The following is a 19,488-nucleotide window of genomic DNA, read 5'->3' as shown; positions in this document are numbered from 1 at the left end:
ACGTCATCGTCGATAGCTGACGACCGCGGTTGCGAAGGGGTCGAGTGTCACGACAGGATCGGTGATAACCGCGGTATGGAGACCCTTGGTGCCGATCTGCTCTACGACGGATCCGGAATCAACGGTGACCGCGATCGTCGCGTCGGTTTTGTTGATCAGTGCGAGCTTTCGTTCACCGGATCCGGTGACGAAGGCTTGGGCGTGCATCCGTGGGTCGGGAAATCCGGTGGTGGTGACGGCGAGCGAGTCTCCTGGGCCGAAGTGGCGCAGCAGTAGTTCCAGTGCCTGGTATCGCGGGTTCGGTGCGCCGGTTTCCCAGTCGATGAGCGAGGTGCCGGGGATCATGCCGGGGTAGTCCATGAACTCGGCGATCCCGACCAGATCGATCCCCAATGCGACCAGTTCGGCCCACAGGTAGGACTGGACTGCGGCGCTCAATGCCCAGTACTCGTCCGGGATCTCGGGGGCGGGATTCATCACATCGGGGGCGTAGGTACCCAGCTCGTTGATGAACGTTTTGATGTCCGGGGCCAACCTGCGCCGGATCGAATCGATGAACCGCACTTGTTCGAGGAATCCGTCGGCTCGCGCGAAGAAGATGTCGCGCCAGTGCGCGGACGGCGCATTGCCCTCCGGGCCGAATGGGTTGACGATCTCCGGCGACGCGTAGAAGTGGTACGAGAATGCGTCGACCGGGACACCGGACCGATGGTTGGCCGGATCCAGGAAATGCCAGTAGTATTCGGGGTCGCGGTGCATGTGACTCAGCGACAGCCCGACGAACTTCATATCGGGGTCCAATGGCCTGAGGCGCTCGACAACAGCGTCGTAGAGCCTCGTGTAGAGCTCCGGCGGGATCCGGTGCCCGAGATCGGGCTCGCACAGAACTTCCCAGTATGCGAAGCGATAGTGATGGCCGGACTCGTGCCTGCGCCCCAGTTCGTCGGTGAACCCGCCCGCGATATACCAGCTGGCGACGCGGTAGAAGTAGTCCGCGACCTCGGCGAGAGTCGGATCGCTGAATTCGGTGCCCTGCTCGTAGTCCCAATGAATCTGATCAGGGTCCTCCGCTACGGCTACCGGTTCGTCGGTCCGGAACATCCAGGCCGGGATGGTCGCGAAGTTTGCGACGACCGGCCGACCCCCTGCGGCGTCCATGAAGTCCTCGACCAGGGGATCGAGCAGGTCGAAATCCCAGTATGTTTCGGTCGCCGTCGGCGCAGCCAGCTCGGCGACAGCGATACGCGGGTGCGAGAACCACGGCAGGAACCGAACGAGGTCGGCGTCGAGCGCGCGCAACGCGTCGAATGCCTTGTCGTGGATCGGTGAACCGCGCCGCAGCGGGGGTGCGGTCCACAGGTGCGTGGTCAGCGTGGTGCATGAGGTGCCGGTGGTCGTGGCCCAGTCCACGTGGACCGAACGCGCTGGTGCGCTTGTCATTTCGCCTTCCGCTTGGTCGAAAGTGGGAATCCGAGCGCGGGCAAGAGGGCTTCGTCGACGATGGCCGACCTGATGCGCTCGTCGGGCCACTGCCCGGTGTCGATGTGGTGCTTGATCACCAGTGCCTCGCCGATATCGCTCACGATCGGCGTGACCAACCCGGCGTCGATCTCACCGAGCGCCGCGTAGTGATCGAGAACCGTCCTGGTGAACCGTCCGCCGCGCAGGTCGAAGACGTTGCGGTACAACGACTCGACCAGGTCCGGTCGCCGCTGCCGCTCGCTCAATATCGCAGCCGTCGCCGATCCGGTCGGGCCGGACAGCCACTCCGTCAACTGCTCGAGTGCCCGCAGCAGGTCACCGCGCAGATTGCCGCCCGCAGGGGACGGCACTTCCACCGGATACGCCTGCGCCAACGCCTCGATCAGCAAATCCTCGACCGTCGACCAGTGCCGATAGAGCGAGGTCTTGGCGACACCCGCCCGGCGTGCGACACCCTCCATCGCCAGCCGGCCGACGCCGGTCTCAGCCGCCTCCGCGATGACGGCCGCATGGCAGTCGGCGCGTAATTCGAACTTGGTGCGGCGACCTTTCGCCGGGGGGTTCGTCGCGTCCACACGGGAAATATAGCTACTTAATCGTAGCTAGTCAACAGTAGCTACAGGTTAGTAGCTATATGTGCAGGAGCCTCTGGACCAACCCTCGAGACGACATCCCATCGGCGACTGGCCGGATCGCCCCGATTCGGCCAGTCAGCCGCACAGCGGGGCACATCGCCCTCTCGATCCGCTCGACCTCACCGCGCCTTCGACGGAGGGCGAGACGTCGAACGAGCAGGAAGGGACGGGGGCCGACCGCGGCCTGGCCGATTGCGGCACCACACCCGTCACGGGTCGAAGCGGAGGCGAGAGGCCTCGATGTGGCCGAGGTAGTGGTGGGTCCAGTCGCACATTCGGTGAACTGTCTCGCGGAGCGCTTGGCCCGGCTCGGTGAGGGTGTACTCGACGCGCGGCGGCACCGTGGGGTGCACGGTTCGCTCGACCAGACCGTTGCGCTCGAGCATGCGCAGGTTCTGGGTGAGCATCTTGTGGCTGATGCCCTCGATCTCGTTCCGCAATTCGCCGAAGCGCAAGGTGCGTTCGCCCAGAGCCTCGATGATCAGCAGCGCCCACTTGTTGGCGACGTCGGAGAAGATCTCCCGCGCCAAAGAGTCCGCGCGCCTCAGATCAGCTTCGTTGGGCGAGCCGCTGAACTGCTTGGTCACCATGTGGTTCCCCAGTCACTGAAAAGTGCGTTCTTCCATGTCATCGAACACTCTCCTACGGTTCCCGAGTAACCACAAGAGAGCACGCTCTCATGACAAGGAGGCAGGCAACATGGCCATCACCCTGGTGAACCCCCGCGGATTGCCGGAAGTCGATGCCTACCGGCAGGTGTCCATCGCGACCGGCTCGAAGCTGGTCTTCATCGCGGGGCAGGTCGCCTGGGATGCCGATGGGGTCACGGTCGGCGCAGGTGACCTCGCCGCTCAGGTCGAGCAGTGCTACCTCAACATCGGCACGGCCCTGGCCGAGGTGGGTGGGTCCTTCGGCGACGTGGCGAAACTGACCGTCTACGTCGTCGACTGGGCCCCCGACAAGATGCCCCTGTTCCTGGAGGGGGTAGCGCGGGCGGCCGCGAAGCTGGGGGTCACCCCGGTCCCGCCGGGCACGCTGCTGGGCGTTGCGGCATTGGACGTTCCCGAGCATCTGGTCGAGATCGAAGCGACCGCGATCATCGACTGAACGATGCGCTTCGCCGGAGGTGGCGCTCGGCCCATAAGTCATTCGCCTGAGCGCTCCTCCGGATGGTTCAGCGGCATGCCGAAAGCGGCGAACAGCGTTGGTTCGAGAAAGACGGTGATGGCGGCGACCCCGTCGGCGCCGGTGGTGATGACGTGTATCGAATGGGCTTCCAGGACGCCGCCTGCGCCGCGACGGTATTCGGCGACAGCGGGTTGTCCGTTCGCGGCCGTCGGGATCAGGACGAGATCGCCGGGCTCGGCGAAGGCACGCTTGGCGAGGAACCGAGTCACAGCGTCCCGTCCGGTGAACCACAGCGGCACCGGCGGCATTTCCAGCCTGACGTCGGTCGCCAGTAGCTCGGTGAGGGCCGCGAGGTCGGCGTTCTCGAATGCCGCGCAGTAGCGGTCGAGCAGTTCGCGGCGTTCGGCGTCTTCCGGTTCGGTCACGTTTTCGTCGGTGGGGGCGACGTCGGCGAGATGGGCACGTGCCCGCTGCAGAGCGCTATTGACCGCGGATGGGGTGGTTTCGAGCAGTTCCGCGACTTCGGCGGCGCTGAACTGGGCGACGTCGCGCAGGATCGTTGACTCGCGGGCAGCTCCTGCATGGCAGTCACCACGGCCAGCCGGATGCTTTCCCTGGCGACAAGTGCGGCTTCTCGTGTCAACGCGTCGGGCAGTGGCTGCATCCAGAGGTTGGTATCGGCTGTCCCGGTCGAGACCGGCATCGGAGCCGACCGAGCCTGCACCCAGTCCAGTGGGAGACACCAGGGCCAATGCCGCGGTGAGGTTCATGCGGGCATATGTTGTCGGTGGTCGGTGGGATGCTGGCGGGGTGGTGCGGCACACGTCTTTCCGTTTCTGCTTCGACCCGACGGTCGAGCAGCGGATGGTGCTGTCGCGGCATGCCGGGGCGGCGCGGTTCGCGTTCAACGAGTGCTTGTCCGCAGTGAAGTCGGCGTTGAATGCCCGCAAGGCCGATCCGGCAGTGTCAGTGCCGTGGTCGGGGTTCGATCTGATCAACCATTTCAACCGCTGGAAGAAGTCCGAGGACGCGGGGCGAGTCTTCGCTATCGATACCGAGGGCACCGCCACAGTGGTAGTGACCGGTTTGGTGTGGCGTGATCAGGTGTGCCAGCAGGTGTTCGAGGAAGCAGCAGTCGATTGTGGGCGGGCGCTGGCGGGCTGGGCGGACTCACGTCGCGGCGTCCGGAGGGGAAGTCGGGTCGGGTTTCCTAGGTTCAAGAAGAAGACCGCGACATCTGGATCGTTCCGGTTGCGCAACAAGCATTCTGGGGGTCGTCGCCCGTTGATCCGGGTGGGTGACAACGACTGTCCACGGTCGGTGACATTACCGGGAATCGGGACCGTGCGGGTGCATGAGGACACGCGCCGGTTGCGGCGGATGCTGGCGACCGGTCGGGCGAAGATCCTGTTCGCCACCCTCGGCCAGCGGGCCGGTCGGTGGTGGGTCACGCTGAATGTGGAGGCCGCCGAGCTGCATCCGAATCTGTGCCACCCGCCCCGCACGGATGGGGATCACGATGGCTGGGTAGGGATCGATCGAGGATTGTCGGCGTTCCTGGTCGCCGCGACCGCAGACGGCCGTGAGGTCGCCCGAGTCACTGATCCACCGAAAGCGTTGGTGGCCGGGATGCGCAAGCAACGTCGTCTCGCAAGGGCGTTGTCACGGAAACCGAAGGGCTCCAACAACCGGCGAGAGGCAGTCGTCCGGCTGGGTCGCCATCACGCGCGTGTTCGCAACATTCGCCACCATTTCCTGCACATTTGGTCCAGCGAGCTGGTCAAAACCCACGACCGCCTCGTCCTGGAAGACCTCAACACCGCAGGAATGCTACGCAACCGGCACCTGGCGCGGGCGATCAGCGACGCTGGTTGGGCGGAATTCGCCCGCCAGGTCTGCTACAAGCAGTCCTGGCACGGCGGCACAGTTGTCCTCGCCGATCGCTGGTATCCGTCCAGCCAGATCTGTTCACGCTGCCGGACCCGCAACCGTGAACTGGCCCTCGCCGACCGGGTTTTCCGGTGCGGAAACGGACACGAACTCGACCGCGATCACAATGCCGCGGTAAACCTCGCCACCTGGGGCGACAAACACCATGTATCCCAGGTCCGGGAGCCCGAAGCGCGAGCCCCGGTCATCAACGTCCGCCGACGGGAAGGCACTGGCCCACACACTCGTGTGGGTGAAACCCGCCCGAATGACGCGGGAACCAACGCTCACGCCGTATCGGTGTGAGCCGAGGACGTCCGAGAAGGACGGTGTCCACCAACCTCACAGGCTGGGAGACACGCTGTACCCGCAGACCCCGCCCTACGAATGGTGGGACTGGCACGACGCATACGGCCGGCACACGCCGTCGCTTTGGTTCGGCGACCCTGACCCGGACAACCCCAACGACCAACGGCCGCCGCGAGCCGACTCCAAGGGCCGCGCGTCCACATGGTCGACGCCACCGTGCTCCGGTTGGTTCTTTCCGGAGTCTTCGCCGTCACGACCGGGTACCACGTCGTGCGGGTCGTGACGGCGACACCGGTGGCCGAGCGGGTCAGCGGTGGATGACAGGCACTGACCGGCGCGGCGATGGCGGCCATGCTCTGGCCATCGGGCCTACCGATACCTGCTGCGCTCGGCATTCTGGTATTCGGGGGCCCCGGTCCCTGCGCGCACCACCACCGTCAGCGCGATGCGAAATGCGCCTCTCGATACGCCCCGAACCGGGCGTCCACTTGCTCGGCGGTCAGGCCGAAATCATCGAGGGTGTAGCGATGCGCCGGACGTGCTGCGCCCGAGGTGCTTTCGGCGTGCAACGCGGTCATCGCGGCGGTCGCTTCCTCGGTCAACGGCAGATCGAAGTGACGATAGATCGACTCGACCGTGCCGAGCGGGTCGGCGACGAACTCGCCGTAGTCGACGTCGCAGAACTGTGCCGAGTCGTGTCGCTTGCGGTCGGTGAGGAAACGTTCCGCGCCGCGCGCCCAGAGGTCCAGTTGTGCCGCGCCGACCACCGGGCCGCGGAATTTCTCCGACCAGCCCGCGGACGCCTGTTCGTTCAGGCTGCACACCGACGCGATGATGGTACGCGGATCGCGGTGCATTTGGATGATCAGCGCGTCGGGGTAGACCTCGAAAATGGCGTCCAGGGCGAACAGGTGGCTCGGGTTCTTCAGCACCCATCGTTTTCCGGCGTCCGGGAGCCCGATCAGTTGCAGGTTGCGCCGGTGCCTGCGGTAGGCAGGGGTCCAATCTCGGTCGCGCAGCCATTCGGAATAGCGGGGCAGGTAGGCCAGGCACTCGTACGACACCGACATCGCCGACTGCCGCAGCAGCTGCCAGCACTCCTCGACCTGGTCGGCCGAGATGTGATGCACACCCATGAATTCCGGGTGCTCCACGTGGTGCTTCTCGTAGGCCGCCGCCAGGCGTTGGTACACGGGGTTGCTCGCCCATGTCTCCCGCGGCGGGCGCGGCTGCGGCATCTCGGACAGCCACATCTCCAGCCCCTGGTGCGCCGGGTCGGCGTTGAGCAGGCGGTGCACCGCCGTCGTGCCCGATCGCGGCAGCCCGGTCACGAAGATGGGACGCTCGATCGCCACGTCGGCGTGTTCTGGAAAACGTTGCCAGGCCGCCTCGCTGAGCAGCCGGGCGATCAGCGCACCGCGCAGAAAAGCGCGATTCACCTTGTTGCCGAACGGGGTGAGTTCGGCGTCCTTGGCGTAGGACTCGAGCAGCACCTCGAGCCCTTCGCGATAGTCATCGGTACCGAAATCGTCCAGCCCGACCACCTTGGTCGCCGAGGCATGCAGATCGTCGATGGTCCCGACGTCGTCCCTACCGATCACGGTCATCTCCTAGTGGTGGTATTCGCCGCCGTTGACGTCCAGGCACGCGCCGGTGATCGCGCGCGACAGGGCGGACGCGAAGAACACGACCGCGTCGGCGATCTCGTCGGGTTCGGGCAGTTTGCGCAGGTCTATGGTCTTCGCGGTCTCGGCGTAGACCTCCTCGGCGGTGATCCCCCGCTGCTGCGCCAAGTAGTTGAAGTACCACTTCAGGTTGTCGGCCCAGATATAGCCGGGCGCGACGGAATTCACCCGGATGCCCTTCGGCCCGAGTTCGGTGGCCAAGCTCTGCGCGAGCGCGAGCAGGCTGGCCTTCGCCATCTTGTACGGACCGAAGGTCCGCCGTGAGTGGCGCAGCACCGCCGAGTTGATCATCACGACCGAGCCCTTGGTCTCGGTGAGCGCGGGCACGAACAGCCTGGTCAGCCGCAGCGCGGCCAGCACGTTGGTCTCGAAGCCCGCCCGTACCTGATCGAGGTCGACATCGAGGAGATCGACGATGGGCGGGATGGCGAAGGCATTGTTGACCAGTGTGTCGACCTTGCCGAACGCGCTGTGCGCGGTCTCCACCAGGTTGACCGCCGCGGCCTCGTCGTTGATGTCGGTCGGCACGACGACGGCGCGCCTGCCCAGTTCGGTGATCTCCTTGGCCACTTCGGTCAGGCGGGACTCCGTCCGCGAGGCGAGTACCACGTCCGCGCCCGCCTTCGCGCTCTGCACGGCGATGGCGCGACCCAGTCCCGGCCCGACACCCGAAACAACAACGACCTTGTCCTGCAACAACATCAGCCGAGCATCCTTTCCGCGACGGCCACCTGCCGCGCCGCGATCCGCTCGCGCCACTGCTCCGGCGTGACGCGCGCCTGGTCGTAGAAGGGCAGCCGCTCGGGCAGGTCGGCGACCGCAACGATCTCCACGGTCGGCCCGTCGTCGGGTTTCATGTCCCTGGACAGCCGCTGCCAGCGGAACTGCAGATATCCCCTGGGGTGGCCGGTGCGTTCGATCCAGTTGGCCAGGCCGGGGTCGCGCTCGCTGACCACCAGCCGGATCATCCCGTCCGGGTCCACGTGTGCCTGGTCGGCGGTGAGGCTGGTCTGGTGGTTGATGTAGTCCAGCGAGAGGTACCACATGCTGCCGAGCTGGAAGCCCTGGTACGGCGCGTCGGATTTCGGCACCGTGATGATCATGGCCTGGTCGTCGTCCAGGTCGTAATGGCCGACCGAGGAGAACTGCGTGGTGAGCCCGCCCGGCGTCGAGCGCGGCTCGGTCAGCGTGTTCACCGGCAGGTTCAGATAGAACCACTCCGGGAAAGCGAGGAAGGTCTTCAACCGCGACACCAGCATCTTGCCCGCCACGTCGTACCGCTTGGTCAGCACGTCCCTGGTCAGCGGCGGCGGAGCGTCGCCGATCCGGTCCACCCGCTGGATGCGAATCGTGCCCGCCTTCTCGGTCGACCAATCGCTGTAGACCTCGCGGACCACGAGCATCGCCGCGTCGGGGCTCAGGTGCACGTAGCCGGGGCGCGCCTCGCTCGGACCGAACCGGAGCTCGTAGGACCCGTCCGCGCCGATCTCGAGCTCGCGATCGTCGAACGCGGTGAGGCTGTCGGGTACGTCCACCGGCGAATAGTTGCCGTTGAGCACTTGGAAGCTCAGGTCGCGGGTGGTGCCACGGGTGCCGGTCACCACGTACTCCGCATCCGGCCGCAGGTAGGAGTGGAAATAGAGAGTGTCCGGATTGTCCAAACCCATCTTCGTGTACGGCCCCGTGGACTGCACGAAGAACGGAAAGTCCCGCTCATAGGCCCAGGCCATCTGCAGCGACGCACGGATGCTGCCCGCCAGATAGTCGTAGCCCTCGACGAGGTCCTGTTCGGTACGGATGTGCGCGGCTCCGGTGATGATCTGCTCGGCGGCGGCGATGGCGTCCGCGAACGGCTGTGTCAGCAAGAGGCTCTCTCCGGTGTTCCAAATATGTACCACTCTGGTACATTTCGATATGAGAAAGATTAGAACGTGTTCTAGGAGTGGTCAATGGTCGGCCGTCGGTCCGCGCCCACCGCCCGGGTGGTTCAGGTCCTGGATTTCTTCGTCGAGCAGCGCGGCAAACGCTTCGGGCTCTCCGAGCTCGCCCGCGAGCTCGACCTGGCCAAGCCGACCTGCCTGGGCATCCTCACCGAACTGACCGCGGGCGGCTACCTGGTGCGCGACGCGGATACCCGCACCTACGGGCTCGGACCGGCGCTGATCGCCGCGGGCCGGGTGGCGCAGGACAGTTTCGCGATCTCCGCGCTGGCCCGCGTCGAGCTGGAGAAACTCACCGCGCGCTACCGCACGACCTGCACCGCGTCGGCCGTGGTCGGCGAGCAGATCATGGTGCTGGAAAGCACCGGGCCCGGCCTGGTCAAGGTGGGCGCGGCCTACCATTTCGCGCCGCCGGTCGGCCTGATGTACGTGCTCTGGGACACCGACGCCGCCTTCGAGGCCTGGCTGGCCAAGCCGCCGGCGGTGCCGCTGCGACAGGACGAGGCGCGGCTGCGCCAAGTGGTCGCCGAGTGCCGCGAGCGCGGGTTCCTGGTGGAGAGCATGACCGCCGCCGGACGGCGGCTGTACTCGCTCCTGGCCGGGGTCGCCGATCGTGATCTACCACCCGAACTGCGCGAACTTGTCGCCGAGCTGGTGACGAGTCTCGGCGAGCGGGTCTATCTGGGGTCGGATCTGCGGCCGCGCAAGGAGCACGCCGTGAGCCTGCTCGCCGCGCCCACCTACGACGGCGACGGCAGACAGAACATGGTGCTCACCATGTACGTCGGCGCCTCGATCACCGGCGCCGAGATCGCGCGGCGCGGCGCGGCGCTGGTGGCCGCCGCCGACGCGGTGACGGCGAGCTCGGGCGGCCACAAACCATTGACCGATAACCGAAACATGTTCTAGTTTTGCGGTGTGAGCCAGTACGCGAAGTCGACGGCGAGCACCTACGAGCTGCCCCATCTGGACGCGCTCGAGGCCGAGTCGGCGCACATATTCCGGGAAGTGGCAGCAACATTCGAACGCCCGGTGTTGCTGTTCTCCGGCGGCAAGGACTCGGTGGTGATGCTGCACCTGGCGGCCAAGGCCTTCTGGCCCGCGCCGCTGCCGTTCCCGGTGCTGCACATCGATACCGGGCACAACTTCGACGAGGTGATCGCCTACCGCGACGCCACGGTGGCGCGCCTGGGGCTGCGCCTTGTGGTCGGGCGGGTGCAGGACGACATCGATGCGGGACGCGTGGTCGAGGAGACCGGGCCGCGCGCCTCGCGCAATCGGTTGCAGACGACGACGTTGCTGCGCTCGATCCAGGAGGGATCGTTCGACGCGGTCTTCGGCGGCGCGCGCCGCGACGAGGAGAAGGCTCGCGCCAAGGAGCGGGTGTTCAGCTTCCGCGACGAGTACGGCCAGTGGGATCCGCGCAGGCAGCGCCCCGAGCTGTGGAACCTCTACAACGGCAGGCACCGGCCGGGTGAGCACATCCGGGTTTTTCCGCTGTCGAACTGGACCGAGCTGGACATCTGGAACTACATCGCCGCCGAAGGCATCGAGCTGCCCGCGCTGTACTACGCGCACCGCAGGCCGGTGCTGCAACGCGACGGAATGCTTTTGGCGCACACCCGTTTTCTCCAACTCCTCGACGGCGAGCAGCCCTACGAGGCCACCGTGCGATTCCGCACCGTCGGCGACGCCACCTGCACCGGCTGCGTCGAATCCACCGCGATCACCCCGGCCGAAGTGGTGGCCGAGGTCGCCGCCGCGCGGGTCACCGAGCGCGGCGCCACCCGCGCCGACGACCGCATCTCCGAGGCAGGTATGGAAGACCGCAAACGCGAAGGCTACTTCTGATGACGACCACCACCTTGTTGCGCCTCGCGACCGCGGGCAGCGTCGACGACGGCAAGTCGACCCTGATCGGACGACTGCTGTTCGACTCCAAGACCCTCTTCACCGACCAGCTCGCCGCGGTGGAGCGCACCAGCCGCGACCGCGGCGACGACTACCCGAACCTGGCCCTGCTCACCGACGGCCTGCGCGCCGAACGCGAGCAGGGCATCACCATCGATGTGGCGCACCGGTACTTCGCCACGCCCAGAAGGAAATTCATCATCGCCGACACCCCCGGGCACGTGCAGTACACCCGCAATATGGTGACGGGCGCATCCACCGCCGATCTGGCGCTGATCCTGGTGGACGCTCGCAAAGGCGTGATCGAGCAGACCCGCCGCCACGCCTTCCTGGCCGGCCTGCTCGGCATCCCGCACCTGGTGCTGTGCGTGAACAAGATGGATCTGGTCGGCTGGTCGCAGGAGCGGTTCGAGGAAATCCGCGAGGAATTCGCCCGATTCGCCTCCAAACTCGACGTCTCCGATCTCACGTTCGTGCCGGTGTCCGCGCTGCACGGCGACAACATCGTGCACCGCGGCGCCAGCATGCCGTGGTACGAGGGCACTCCCCTGCTGCACCACCTCGAAGAGGTGCACATCGCCTCGGACCGCAACCTGATCGACGCCCGGTTCCCGGTGCAGTACGTCACGCGCAGGCACGCCGAGGATTTCCGCGGTTACGCGGGCACCGTCGCGGGCGGGGTGTTCAAGCCGGGTGACGAAGTCGCGGTGCTGCCTTCCGGATTCACCACCACGGTCACCGCGATTTGGGGTCCTGGCGGCACACCCGTCGCGGAGGCCTTTCCACCGCAGGCGGTCACCATCCAGCTCGCCGACGAGCTGGACATCTCCCGCGGCGACCTGATCTGCCGTCCGAACAACCGCCCGAACACGGGCCGCGACCTGGACGCGATGGTGTGCTGGTTCGCCGAGGAAACCCAGCTCACTCCTGGCGCGACCTACACGATCCGGCACACCACCCGCGCCGCCACAGCCGAGGTCCGCTCCCTGGACTACCGACTGGACGTCAATACCCTGCACCGCGATGAGGACGCGGAGTCGTTGTCGCTCAATGAGATCGGCCGCGTCCAGCTGCGCACCCGCCAGCCCCTGCTGTTCGACCCGTACCGGCGCAACCGCGCCACGGGCAGCTTCATCCTGGTCGACGAGGCCACCAACAACACCGTCGCCGCGGGCATGATCACCGGCCCGACCCTGCCATCCGCCCGGGTGGTCTGGCATTCCACCGCGGTCGGGCGCGACGAGCGCGCCACCCGCGGCCTGACCGTCTGGCTGACCGGGCTGTCCGGCTCCGGAAAGTCGACCGTCGCAGTGGAACTCGAACGCAGGTTGGTGGCCGCGGGCCGCCCGGCATTCCTCCTCGACGGCGACAACCTGCGCCACGGGCTCAACGCCGATCTCGGATTCAGCGCGGCCGACCGGGTGGAGAACGTCCGCCGGGTCGGCGAGGTGGCCAGACTGTTCGCCGAAGCCGGTGTGGTGGCGGTCGTTTCGCTGATCAGCCCGTACCGCGCCGACCGCGACCGGGTGCGGGCCGCGCACGAGGAAGCGGGCATCCCGTTCCTCGAGGTGTTCGTCGACACGCCGCTCGCTGTCTGCGAGGCCCGCGACCCGAAGGGCATGTACGCCAAGGCGCGCGCGGGCGAAATCCGCGGTTTCACCGGCATCGACGACCCCTACGAGGCGCCGGTGAACGCCGACATCGTCCTGCGGCCCGACCACGGCGACCCCGCCTCGATGGCCGCGTCCGTCATCGCGCGACTGACCCGGATGGACTGATCTGAAACCGCCGCCGGTGCGAGGACCCGATCCCTGGGCACCGCGGCCGCAAAGACTCTCCCAGCGTTACTCCACCCGGACCGGCCCGGATGATTCCGGGCCGGGCCGCGATTCGCCCGCCGATCAGTTCGCGATGCTGTCGAACATGCCGGGCTGGTAGGAACCTCCTTGCATGCGCACGATCACGCCGAGCCGGTTGGCCGCGTTGATCATGGCGACCAGGTAGACCAGATTGATCCGGACCGCGGAGCCCTGTTCGATCGACGGCCAGGCATCTACTTCATGAGGCTCAGCAGGCCGAGATTCGGTTCGAGAGCGCCATCCTGACCGAGCGCCACGAAGTCTGCCTCCACGGCCGAGCGCGTGAGTTTTCCCGCGCGCACCGCGCGGTAGCGCACGAACGACCAGAGAAAGACGTCGAGGTTGTCGAAGCGGGTGCCGCCTTCGAGCACCTCTTCTTCATGGAACCACACGGCCACTTGGCCGTTGGTGAGCACGACGTACAGATTGCCGCCGCCGTCGGCGCCGATCGAGTAGACATCGTCGTCGGTGAGCTCGGTCGTGTAATCCGAATCGCGTATGCCGCAGTCGTTTGAGGCGAATTCGAAACCGTAGGACCAGGAGAAGATATCCAAGAACTGCGGCATCCGACGCGAGCGGACCCGTCGGTCGAATGCGGCCAGCGCCGCCGCATCGGCGGGCGCCAGGCGCGCGAGAAACGGTGCCACTGGACGGGTTTGCTCCGGTACGTGGACGGGTGTGGCATCGGGGAACCACTGCGCCAGATCGGCGTCGAGGCCGCGGTCGGTGTAGCCGATCACGTCGGCGAGGGTGAGCGTCACCCGGGGATTGTAGAAGCGTTGGCACAACCGGGCACTGTTGCGTGTTGTGCCCAGTGCCGCTACTGTAGGTGCGGTCTTCATCTTGTGGATGTAGGTGACATCTCCCTCCCACAAGACTCCACATTCGCCACGGCGGTCTCGTATTCCGTGCACTCGGCACCGTGTTCGGACTAGACGGATTCCGGCCACGCATCACGTCGGCGCGTGCAGCGAGCGTCATTCCCAGCAGGCGGCATTCACGGCGACCCGCCGCATCCACAACTCACCTCCAGGAGAAAACCCCATGCAGGACAACACTATCCAGGTACAAGACAACGCAACCGGAGAGAGCCGGAAGACGTCGGTCACCGGCATCCTCGACATCACCGGCAACCACGCCTCGCTGCAGGTCGACGGCTATCTGCCCGGACCGCGCGACGCTCATGTGCCGACGCGTTTGGTCCGCGAGCACGGACTCCGCCGCGGCGATACCGTTACCGGCACAGTCGGACCCGAACGTGATGGCGTCAAACTCGCACCGCTGGTCCGAGTCGACCGCATCAACGGCCTGCCACCTGGCAATGCCAAGGCGCGACCGCACTTCTCCGACTTGATCCCCATCTATCCGCAGGACCGCCTGCGGCTGGAGACCGAGCCGCATGAGCTGACCACACGCGCCACCGATCTGGTCATGCCGATCGGCAAAGGCCAGCGCGCTTTGATCGTCGCACCGCCCAAGGCGGGCAAAACGTCTGTGCTGCAGTCCATTGCACACGGCATCGCCAAGAACCATCCCGAATGCCAGCTGATGCTGGTACTGGTCGGGGAACGCCCGGAAGAGGTGACCGACCTGTCCCGCGCGGTACCGGCCGAGGTCGCCGCCGCGACCTTCGACCAGCCGGCCCACGAACACATCGCGCTCGCCGAATTGGCCATCGAACACGCCAAACGCCTCGTCGAAACGGGCCACGACGTGGTCGTGCTGCTGGATTCGCTGACCCGGCTGGCCCGTGCCTACAACGTGGCGGCCGCCGGGTCCGGCCGCGTCCTCTCCGGTGGCGTCGACGCCGCGGCGCTCGCGCCACCGAAGAAATTCCTCGGCGCCGCTCGCAATATCGAGAACGGCGGCTCACTCACCATCATCGCCACTGCCCTGGTCGAGACCGGTTCGCTCGCCGACACCGTGATCTTCGAGGAGTACAAGGGAACCGGAAACGCCGAACTGAAGCTCGATCGGCACCTGGCCGACCGCCGCTTGTTCCCCGCGATCGACATCAGCCGATCGAGCACACGCAAAGAGGAACTGCTGCTCTCCCCCGCTGAGCTGACCGCCACTCGATCCCTGCGAAAGACCCTCTCGTGCCGCGACCCGCAGCAAGCGCTCGAACTGCTGCTGACCGGCCTCAGGCAAACCGGAACCAACCCCGAATTCCTGACCCAGATCCGCGCCGCACGCTGAGACGGTGTGAACCGTCACGGGTTCGGGACCGGCCAGCTGGCATCCCGCAACATTTTTGGCTTGCAGCCCAGCAAGCGCGACACCGTCGTTTCCTGGTCCTGCTCCCCTCTGGCTACACCATAGCGGTCGAGCTGCCACCGATCTCGGGGCTTTGACGGAGCTGGCCGGTGATGGTTGTATTTGCCTGTGCCTGAAGGGTTTCCGGCACGGTGTGGGGTGGGCAGTGGCCGGTCAAGCCCTTCGGACCGAAGCTGTCCTCGAGGAACGAAAAGAGTCTTGTGATCACCACTTCCATCGCACGCATTCGTCGCCGCTCGGCGACCGCACTAGCGCTCGTCGCCGCGGCCACCAGCATCGTTGCGCAGCAGGCCGGTATCGCGAGCGCCGCACCGGCGATAACCCTGCCTCCGATACATGCCGAGTTCGACTACCAGATCACCAGTCCTTACGATCCGCCGGCGGGAGTCACGGTCGTCAGTCGCGATCACAGCGCCGAGCGGGCCGACGGGTTGTACAACATCTGCTACGTGAACGGCTTTCAGGTCCAGCCGGGTGCGGAGAGCGAGTGGCCGGAGGACCTGTTGCTGCGCGACAAGGACGGCAAGGTCGTCTACGACACGGAGTGGAAGGAGGCGGTGCTGGATATCCGCACAGCCGACAAGCGCACCCGTATCGCGGACAAAGTCAACCAGTGGATCGACGAATGCGCGAACAAGCGTTTCGATGCCGTCGAGATCGACAACTACGACAGCTACAGCCGATCGAAGGAGCTGCTGACCACCGACCAAGCGGTCACCTTCATCGCCATGCTCGCCAAGCACTCGCACGACCGCGGCCTGGCCATCGGCCAGAAGAACGCGGCCGAACTCGTGGACAAAAGGACCGCTGCCGGACTGGATTTCGCGATCTCCGAAGAATGCGGTGACACTGCGGAGTGTGGTGACTACGCGACGGCATTCGACAACCACGTCATCGATATCGAATACACCGAACCAGGCCTGTCGGCGGCGTGCCAAGGCTACGGAAGCAGGCTGAGCATCGTGCTCAGGGACGTCGACGTCTCCACTCCGAGTGATCCCGGCTACGTCCGGAAGACGTGCGGGCGCTAACTGATCGGCAGCAACCGCAGGATCGGGTCGTAGGCCCAATTCAGCATGCGTTCGGCGTCGTCCTTTGCGGCGACGTCGCTGTCGAGTGAGCTGTGCAGGACCACACCGATCAGCGGTATTCCTGCCCTGACCGTCTCGAACAGTAAGCAGGTTCCCGCAGCGTCGGTCCATCCGGTTTTGATGCCGATGGTGCCGGGATAGTCGCGCAGCAGCAAGTTCGTGGTCTTCCAGAGGTGAGCGCGGTTGCCCGGGCCTGCGGGCACGTGATAGCTGCGCGAGCTGACGATGTCGCGGAACACCGGCAGGCTCATCGCGCGCAGGCCGAGGGCCACCAGGTCCGCGGGTGTGGAGTATGTGGAGTGGTCGGTGGGTGCGGGCAGTCCGCTCGGGTCGGTGAAATATGTTCCCGCCAGCCCCATTTGACGCGCGGTGTCGTTCATTGTGGCGATGAAGCCGTCTTGGCCGGGCCCGTAGGCCTCGGCAAGGGTATAGGCGGCGTCACAGCCTGACGGCAGCATCATCGCGTACAGGAGCTGTCGCGCGGTGAGCACCTCGCCGGGGACCAGGCCTGCGTTGCTTCCGTCGTACTTGGTGCAGTAGGCGATGATTTCATGCGGCACGGTAATGGCCCGGTCGAGGTCGCCGGCGTTGATCACGACCAGTGCCGTCATCACCTTCGCAATGCTGGCTATCGGGACCGGGGTGTTCGGCTGCCGCGACCACAGCACCGTGCCGGTGATTCCTTCTGCCAGCGCTGCCCCCAGCGCCTGCACCCCGTCCGGCTCCGGAGCCAGCCACGGCAACTGACTATGGGCGACGCTCGCGGCGGGTGCAGCTGCGACGATCAGCGCCCCAGCAACGACAGCCTGCAACAATCGGGCAAATGTCCGCATGGCCACATTCTGCCGTTCGACCCCGGCAACCAGTGGGATTTCACCGACCGAATTACCGCGCCGCTCCGATGACAGCATATAGTCAGCTAATCCAGGATGCTCTGAGACCGACGCTTCTCGCGTGCGACCGCTCGCTCAGCGGCATGTGCGGGCATCCAGATCAGCGACGGCTATCAAACACCCCTGCCAGCGCGTTAGTCGCTACGAGATACCGTGCCCTGAATCTGAGACGTGCTCGTTCCGCCGTAATCCGCATATTTGTAGGTCGCCGAAACCACCCGGCTACTGCCAGCCTCACAATTCGGAGCGCGCAGGTGAGTAAACGCGAACTCGTTGCCTGTACCAGGCTGATACAGCATCACTTCGGTTCCCGGCGGACCCGACCGTAATGGCAGCTCGTCTCGGAACGAGATCGCGGTCGGCGGGGTAGTTTCGACGCTGCCTGTGCCGTTACGCAGTGTGACCACGACCCCGAACACGTTGTCGGGCACATCCTTCGGCGGATACGACTGTGTCGCGCCGCCCGTGTAGACGGTCGTCTGTCCCTCGTCGGTCCAGTCCGACAAGTTCCTGCCGCAATGGGGGTCGGTGACGAGCCGAGCCAGGACACCGGACGGGGTGCCGCTGCCCGCGATCAGCGGCGGAATCGTGACCACCACACTGACGAGAATGGCAACTACCAGCACTGCTCCGCCTCGCATCGAGGCGGCGCGCGTCCGACCGGATCGGTTGCCATACAAGTGCAAGAAGGCTGCCGCGAACGCTGCGGCAAGTGCGAAGCACGCCGCGACGATGCTCGTGTCGAGGTGTCCGGATAACTCCGGCTTGTAATCGGACAAGTACAGCTCGGTTCCCACCCACTGAGCGAACAAACTGGCAACTACCCCACCCGCGATGGTGCCGCCAGGCGCGAACCGGTATGGCATCAGCCCGAAAATGCCAGTGACGAACAGCACCGGGCTGATCACGAACAGGAACGGCCAATAGACCATGAGGTTGGCCGCGAAGCGGCCGCCCGCTTCGAGCTCGAACCGTGGATCCGCTCCCGGCTCCGAGTACAGTCCGAGCCCGATCGCCACCCACGCCACAGCCAGCGCGCCGACGGCAACGACCTGCAATATGTACGCGAGAAGGTTCAAGCGGTTCCACGATGTATCACGAGCAAACACGCGGTCATCGTATCGACCAATTGTGTCCGATCCGGTTACCAAATGTGGAGAAATCGTGTGGGTCCGGTAGGAGACTCCGAAGTCGCGGAGCCCGAACCCATTCAGAGGACGTCGCGAGTGCAGCAGGATCGGCGGCAATTCAGGTACGCCCAGCGCGGGCCGAGGGCCTCGCCAATAGTGTTCGCCTCATGTCTTGGGCGGCACAGCGAATGCAGGTTGTTCGGGTCGTAGCGCTCGCCACCCCTGCATCCGGCTCGGGTCGTCCGGTGTCTCGAGGGTTGCCGGGTGTGGCTGCTCTGCAGGGCCCTATCGCGCAGTAGCCGGTTTTGCGAGCAGCTCGATCAGTGCCGTGATGCTCTGCTCACCCCGGCCCTCGGCTATCGCTCGACGCAGCAGGTCGTGCATCGGCGCATGCCAGGACATGTCGACACCAGACTCCGCCTCGAGCTGCTCGTCGTTGTCGATCGCGGCGTGGAACAGTGCGATCGAAGAGCCGAGCCGGGTGTAGTCCCGGGCATCGATCTCCTCGGCCATGAGTGGAAGCAGCGACTCGATCATCTGTAGCCACTGGGCTGAATAAGGCACCATCGTGCGTGCCGCCAGACCGCGCGCGGCCAGGATGGCCGCGCCTTCGAAGAAGCCGAGCAGCGCGGGCAGCAATGTGGCGCCGACGGCGGATTCGTAGAGAGCGGCCAGATCCGGTTCGGCGCCCAAGTGGACGAGGTCACCGCCGAGGGCCCGCAGCGTTGCCGCGTGCTCGTCGAAGACCGCCTGTTCGCCGCCGAAATACAGCAACGTGTCCGGCTTGCCCACGGCCGAAGGCACGTTCTTGATCGCACCGCCGAGGAAACGCGCTCCCTGATCGGCCGCCCACTGGGCGAATTCCCGTGCATCGGCGGGTGTTCCGCTGTTGAGGGTGATGAGAGTGCGCCCACTCAGCTCCGCCCCTGCCGTAGCCACACTGTCGTGCGTCGCTCGGAACGTGGTCATGCACGCGATGATCACCGGGCTGGCGGCGATGGCATCGGCGATGGCGAGCTGCTGGTTCGCGCCCGCGGCCACCAACGGAGCCGCTCGGTGCGGGCTGCGGTTCCACACGGTGGTCGGATGCCCTGCCGCGAGGAAGGCTTCAGCGAGCGCGCGGCCCATCGAACCGGTGCCGAGCACGGTCACGGGGGTGCGTTCCTGATCGATCATTGCGACTCCAATCACAGACAATGTGCAGCGAGTGTCTGCGCGT

18 protein-coding genes and 2 pseudogenes are annotated in these 19,488 nt (G+C 65.9%); 8 read left to right on the top strand and 12 right to left on the bottom strand.

Going from position 1 to position 19,488, the window contains the following annotated elements; all coding sequences use genetic code 11:
* Nucleotides 1-3: 3 nt before the first annotated feature.
* The 3 genes from ACWPXK_RS21480 to ACWPXK_RS21470 form a co-directional block, all read right to left on the bottom strand.
* Nucleotides 4-1,440: a hypothetical protein gene (locus ACWPXK_RS21480; RefSeq protein ID WP_454197947.1), complete on the bottom strand. Its 1,437-nt coding sequence runs from the start codon at nt 1,438-1,440 to the stop codon at nt 4-6.
* Nucleotides 1,437-2,057, bottom strand: a complete 621-nt coding sequence (locus ACWPXK_RS21475) for a TetR/AcrR family transcriptional regulator (protein WP_454197946.1) — start codon at nt 2,055-2,057, stop codon at nt 1,437-1,439. Before ACWPXK_RS21475 ends, ACWPXK_RS21480 begins: the two co-directional genes overlap by 4 nt.
* A 269-nt stretch (nt 2,058-2,326) precedes the next feature.
* The gene (locus ACWPXK_RS21470; protein ID WP_454197945.1) at nt 2,327-2,707 is read right to left on the bottom strand and encodes a winged helix-turn-helix transcriptional regulator; all 381 of its coding nucleotides are present in this window, start codon (nt 2,705-2,707) and stop codon (nt 2,327-2,329) included.
* Between the two features lie 109 nt (nt 2,708-2,816).
* Between ACWPXK_RS21470 and ACWPXK_RS21465 the strand changes: the two genes are divergently transcribed.
* On the top strand, nt 2,817-3,224 hold the full coding sequence (locus ACWPXK_RS21465; RefSeq protein WP_454197944.1) for a RidA family protein: 408 nt from the start codon (nt 2,817-2,819) through the stop codon (nt 3,222-3,224).
* Between the two features lie 38 nt (nt 3,225-3,262).
* Here ACWPXK_RS21465 and ACWPXK_RS21460 read toward each other — a convergent pair whose 3' ends face one another.
* Nucleotides 3,263-3,670: a nuclear transport factor 2 family protein gene (locus tag ACWPXK_RS21460; RefSeq protein WP_454197995.1), complete on the bottom strand. Its 408-nt coding sequence runs from the start codon at nt 3,668-3,670 to the stop codon at nt 3,263-3,265.
* A gap of 39 nt (nt 3,671-3,709) precedes the next feature.
* Nucleotides 3,710-4,015: pseudogene (locus ACWPXK_RS21455) on the bottom strand (sigma factor-like helix-turn-helix DNA-binding protein); the annotation flags it as partial.
* Here ACWPXK_RS21455 and ACWPXK_RS21450 point away from each other — a divergent pair.
* Together ACWPXK_RS21450 and ACWPXK_RS21445 are read left to right on the top strand one after the other, a co-directional pair.
* The gene (locus tag ACWPXK_RS21450) at nt 4,014-5,480 is read left to right on the top strand and encodes an RNA-guided endonuclease InsQ/TnpB family protein (RefSeq protein ID WP_454197943.1); all 1,467 of its coding nucleotides are present in this window, start codon (nt 4,014-4,016) and stop codon (nt 5,478-5,480) included. The pseudogene ACWPXK_RS21455 and the gene ACWPXK_RS21450 sit on opposite strands and share 2 nt — an antisense overlap.
* Nucleotides 5,481-5,538: 58 nt before the next feature.
* Nucleotides 5,539-5,661: pseudogene (locus ACWPXK_RS21445) on the top strand (DUF899 domain-containing protein); the annotation flags it as partial.
* A 259-nt stretch (nt 5,662-5,920) separates the two neighbouring features.
* Here ACWPXK_RS21445 and ACWPXK_RS21440 read toward each other — a convergent pair.
* From ACWPXK_RS21440 to ACWPXK_RS21430, 3 genes are read right to left on the bottom strand one after another with little or no spacing between them, the layout of a single operon-like run.
* On the bottom strand, nt 5,921-7,084 hold the full coding sequence (locus ACWPXK_RS21440; protein WP_454197942.1) for a sulfotransferase family protein: 1,164 nt from the start codon (nt 7,082-7,084) through the stop codon (nt 5,921-5,923).
* A gap of 9 nt (nt 7,085-7,093) precedes the next feature.
* Entirely contained in the window at nt 7,094-7,870 is a 777-nt protein-coding gene (locus ACWPXK_RS21435; protein WP_454197941.1) for an SDR family oxidoreductase, read from the bottom strand.
* On the bottom strand, nt 7,870-9,033 hold the full coding sequence (locus tag ACWPXK_RS21430; protein ID WP_454197940.1) for a hypothetical protein: 1,164 nt from the start codon (nt 9,031-9,033) through the stop codon (nt 7,870-7,872). The genes ACWPXK_RS21435 and ACWPXK_RS21430 overlap by 1 nt, the downstream gene beginning before the upstream one ends.
* A gap of 84 nt (nt 9,034-9,117) precedes the next feature.
* On the opposite strand from ACWPXK_RS21430, the gene ACWPXK_RS21425 reads away from it, so the two are divergent.
* The 3 genes from ACWPXK_RS21425 to cysC are packed head-to-tail and all read left to right on the top strand — an operon-like array spanning nt 9,118 to nt 12,797.
* On the top strand, nt 9,118-10,017 hold the full coding sequence (locus tag ACWPXK_RS21425) for a helix-turn-helix domain-containing protein (RefSeq protein WP_454197939.1): 900 nt from the start codon (nt 9,118-9,120) through the stop codon (nt 10,015-10,017).
* 9 nt (nt 10,018-10,026) lie between these two features.
* Nucleotides 10,027-10,959 (top strand): sulfate adenylyltransferase subunit CysD, encoded by a 933-nt coding sequence (gene cysD / locus ACWPXK_RS21420; protein ID WP_454197938.1) that lies wholly within the window; start codon nt 10,027-10,029, stop codon nt 10,957-10,959.
* Complete coding sequence (gene cysC / locus ACWPXK_RS21415) at nt 10,959-12,797, top strand: adenylyl-sulfate kinase (RefSeq protein WP_454197937.1); 1,839 nt, start codon at nt 10,959-10,961, stop codon at nt 12,795-12,797. Before cysD ends, cysC begins: the two co-directional genes overlap by 1 nt.
* A 275-nt stretch (nt 12,798-13,072) precedes the next feature.
* Here cysC and ACWPXK_RS21410 read toward each other — a convergent pair whose 3' ends face one another.
* Nucleotides 13,073-13,639 carry a hypothetical protein gene (locus ACWPXK_RS21410; protein ID WP_454197936.1) on the bottom strand — a complete coding sequence of 189 codons (567 nt, stop codon included), beginning with the start codon at nt 13,637-13,639 and terminating at the stop codon, nt 13,073-13,075.
* A 283-nt stretch (nt 13,640-13,922) separates the two neighbouring features.
* Between ACWPXK_RS21410 and ACWPXK_RS21405 the strand changes: the two genes are divergently transcribed.
* A complete protein-coding gene (locus tag ACWPXK_RS21405) occupies nt 13,923-15,077 on the top strand; it encodes a transcription termination factor Rho, short form (protein WP_454197935.1) in 1,155 nt (384 codons plus the stop codon).
* Between the two features lie 278 nt (nt 15,078-15,355).
* Complete coding sequence (locus ACWPXK_RS21400; protein WP_454197934.1) at nt 15,356-16,186, top strand: endo alpha-1,4 polygalactosaminidase; 831 nt, start codon at nt 15,356-15,358, stop codon at nt 16,184-16,186.
* Here the strand turns inward: ACWPXK_RS21400 and ACWPXK_RS21395 are convergent.
* The 3 genes from ACWPXK_RS21395 to ACWPXK_RS21385 all read right to left on the bottom strand — a co-directional run bounded on the left by ACWPXK_RS21395 (nt 16,183) and on the right by ACWPXK_RS21385 (nt 19,445).
* Nucleotides 16,183-17,079, bottom strand: coding sequence for a D-alanyl-D-alanine carboxypeptidase family protein (locus ACWPXK_RS21395; RefSeq protein WP_454197933.1), 897 nt, complete (start codon nt 17,077-17,079; stop codon nt 16,183-16,185). The two genes, ACWPXK_RS21400 and ACWPXK_RS21395, sit on opposite strands and share 4 nt — an antisense overlap.
* Nucleotides 17,080-17,273: 194 nt before the next feature.
* The gene (locus tag ACWPXK_RS21390; protein ID WP_454197932.1) at nt 17,274-18,248 is read right to left on the bottom strand and encodes a hypothetical protein; all 975 of its coding nucleotides are present in this window, start codon (nt 18,246-18,248) and stop codon (nt 17,274-17,276) included.
* Between the two features lie 306 nt (nt 18,249-18,554).
* A complete protein-coding gene (locus ACWPXK_RS21385; RefSeq protein WP_454197931.1) occupies nt 18,555-19,445 on the bottom strand; it encodes an NAD(P)-dependent oxidoreductase in 891 nt (296 codons plus the stop codon).
* Nucleotides 19,446-19,488 lie beyond the last annotated feature (43 nt).

Source organism: Nocardia sp. Marseille-Q1738 (genome assembly GCF_965283145.1).
This window is presented reverse-complemented; position numbering and strand designations above follow the sequence as displayed.

Excerpts from the sequence above, each read along its gene's own strand:
- ACWPXK_RS21425 (WP_454197939.1), top strand. The coding sequence starts at position 9,118 with ATGGTCGGCCGTCGGTCCGCGCCCACCGCCCGGGTGGTTCAGGTCCTG.
- ACWPXK_RS21450 (WP_454197943.1), top strand. The coding sequence starts at position 4,014 with ATGCGGGCATATGTTGTCGGTGGTCGGTGGGATGCTGGCGGGGTGGTG.
- ACWPXK_RS21480 (WP_454197947.1), bottom strand. The coding sequence starts at position 1,440 with ATGACAAGCGCACCAGCGCGTTCGGTCCACGTGGACTGGGCCACGACC.
- ACWPXK_RS21405 (WP_454197935.1), top strand. The coding sequence starts at position 13,923 with ATGCAGGACAACACTATCCAGGTACAAGACAACGCAACCGGAGAGAGC.
- ACWPXK_RS21465 (WP_454197944.1), top strand. The coding sequence starts at position 2,817 with ATGGCCATCACCCTGGTGAACCCCCGCGGATTGCCGGAAGTCGATGCC.
- ACWPXK_RS21435 (WP_454197941.1), bottom strand. The coding sequence starts at position 7,870 with ATGTTGTTGCAGGACAAGGTCGTTGTTGTTTCGGGTGTCGGGCCGGGA.
- ACWPXK_RS21385 (WP_454197931.1), bottom strand. The coding sequence starts at position 19,445 with ATGATCGATCAGGAACGCACCCCCGTGACCGTGCTCGGCACCGGTTCG.
- ACWPXK_RS21395 (WP_454197933.1), bottom strand. The coding sequence starts at position 17,079 with ATGCGGACATTTGCCCGATTGTTGCAGGCTGTCGTTGCTGGGGCGCTG.
- ACWPXK_RS21470 (WP_454197945.1), bottom strand. The coding sequence starts at position 2,707 with ATGGTGACCAAGCAGTTCAGCGGCTCGCCCAACGAAGCTGATCTGAGG.
- cysC (WP_454197937.1), top strand. The coding sequence starts at position 10,959 with ATGACGACCACCACCTTGTTGCGCCTCGCGACCGCGGGCAGCGTCGAC.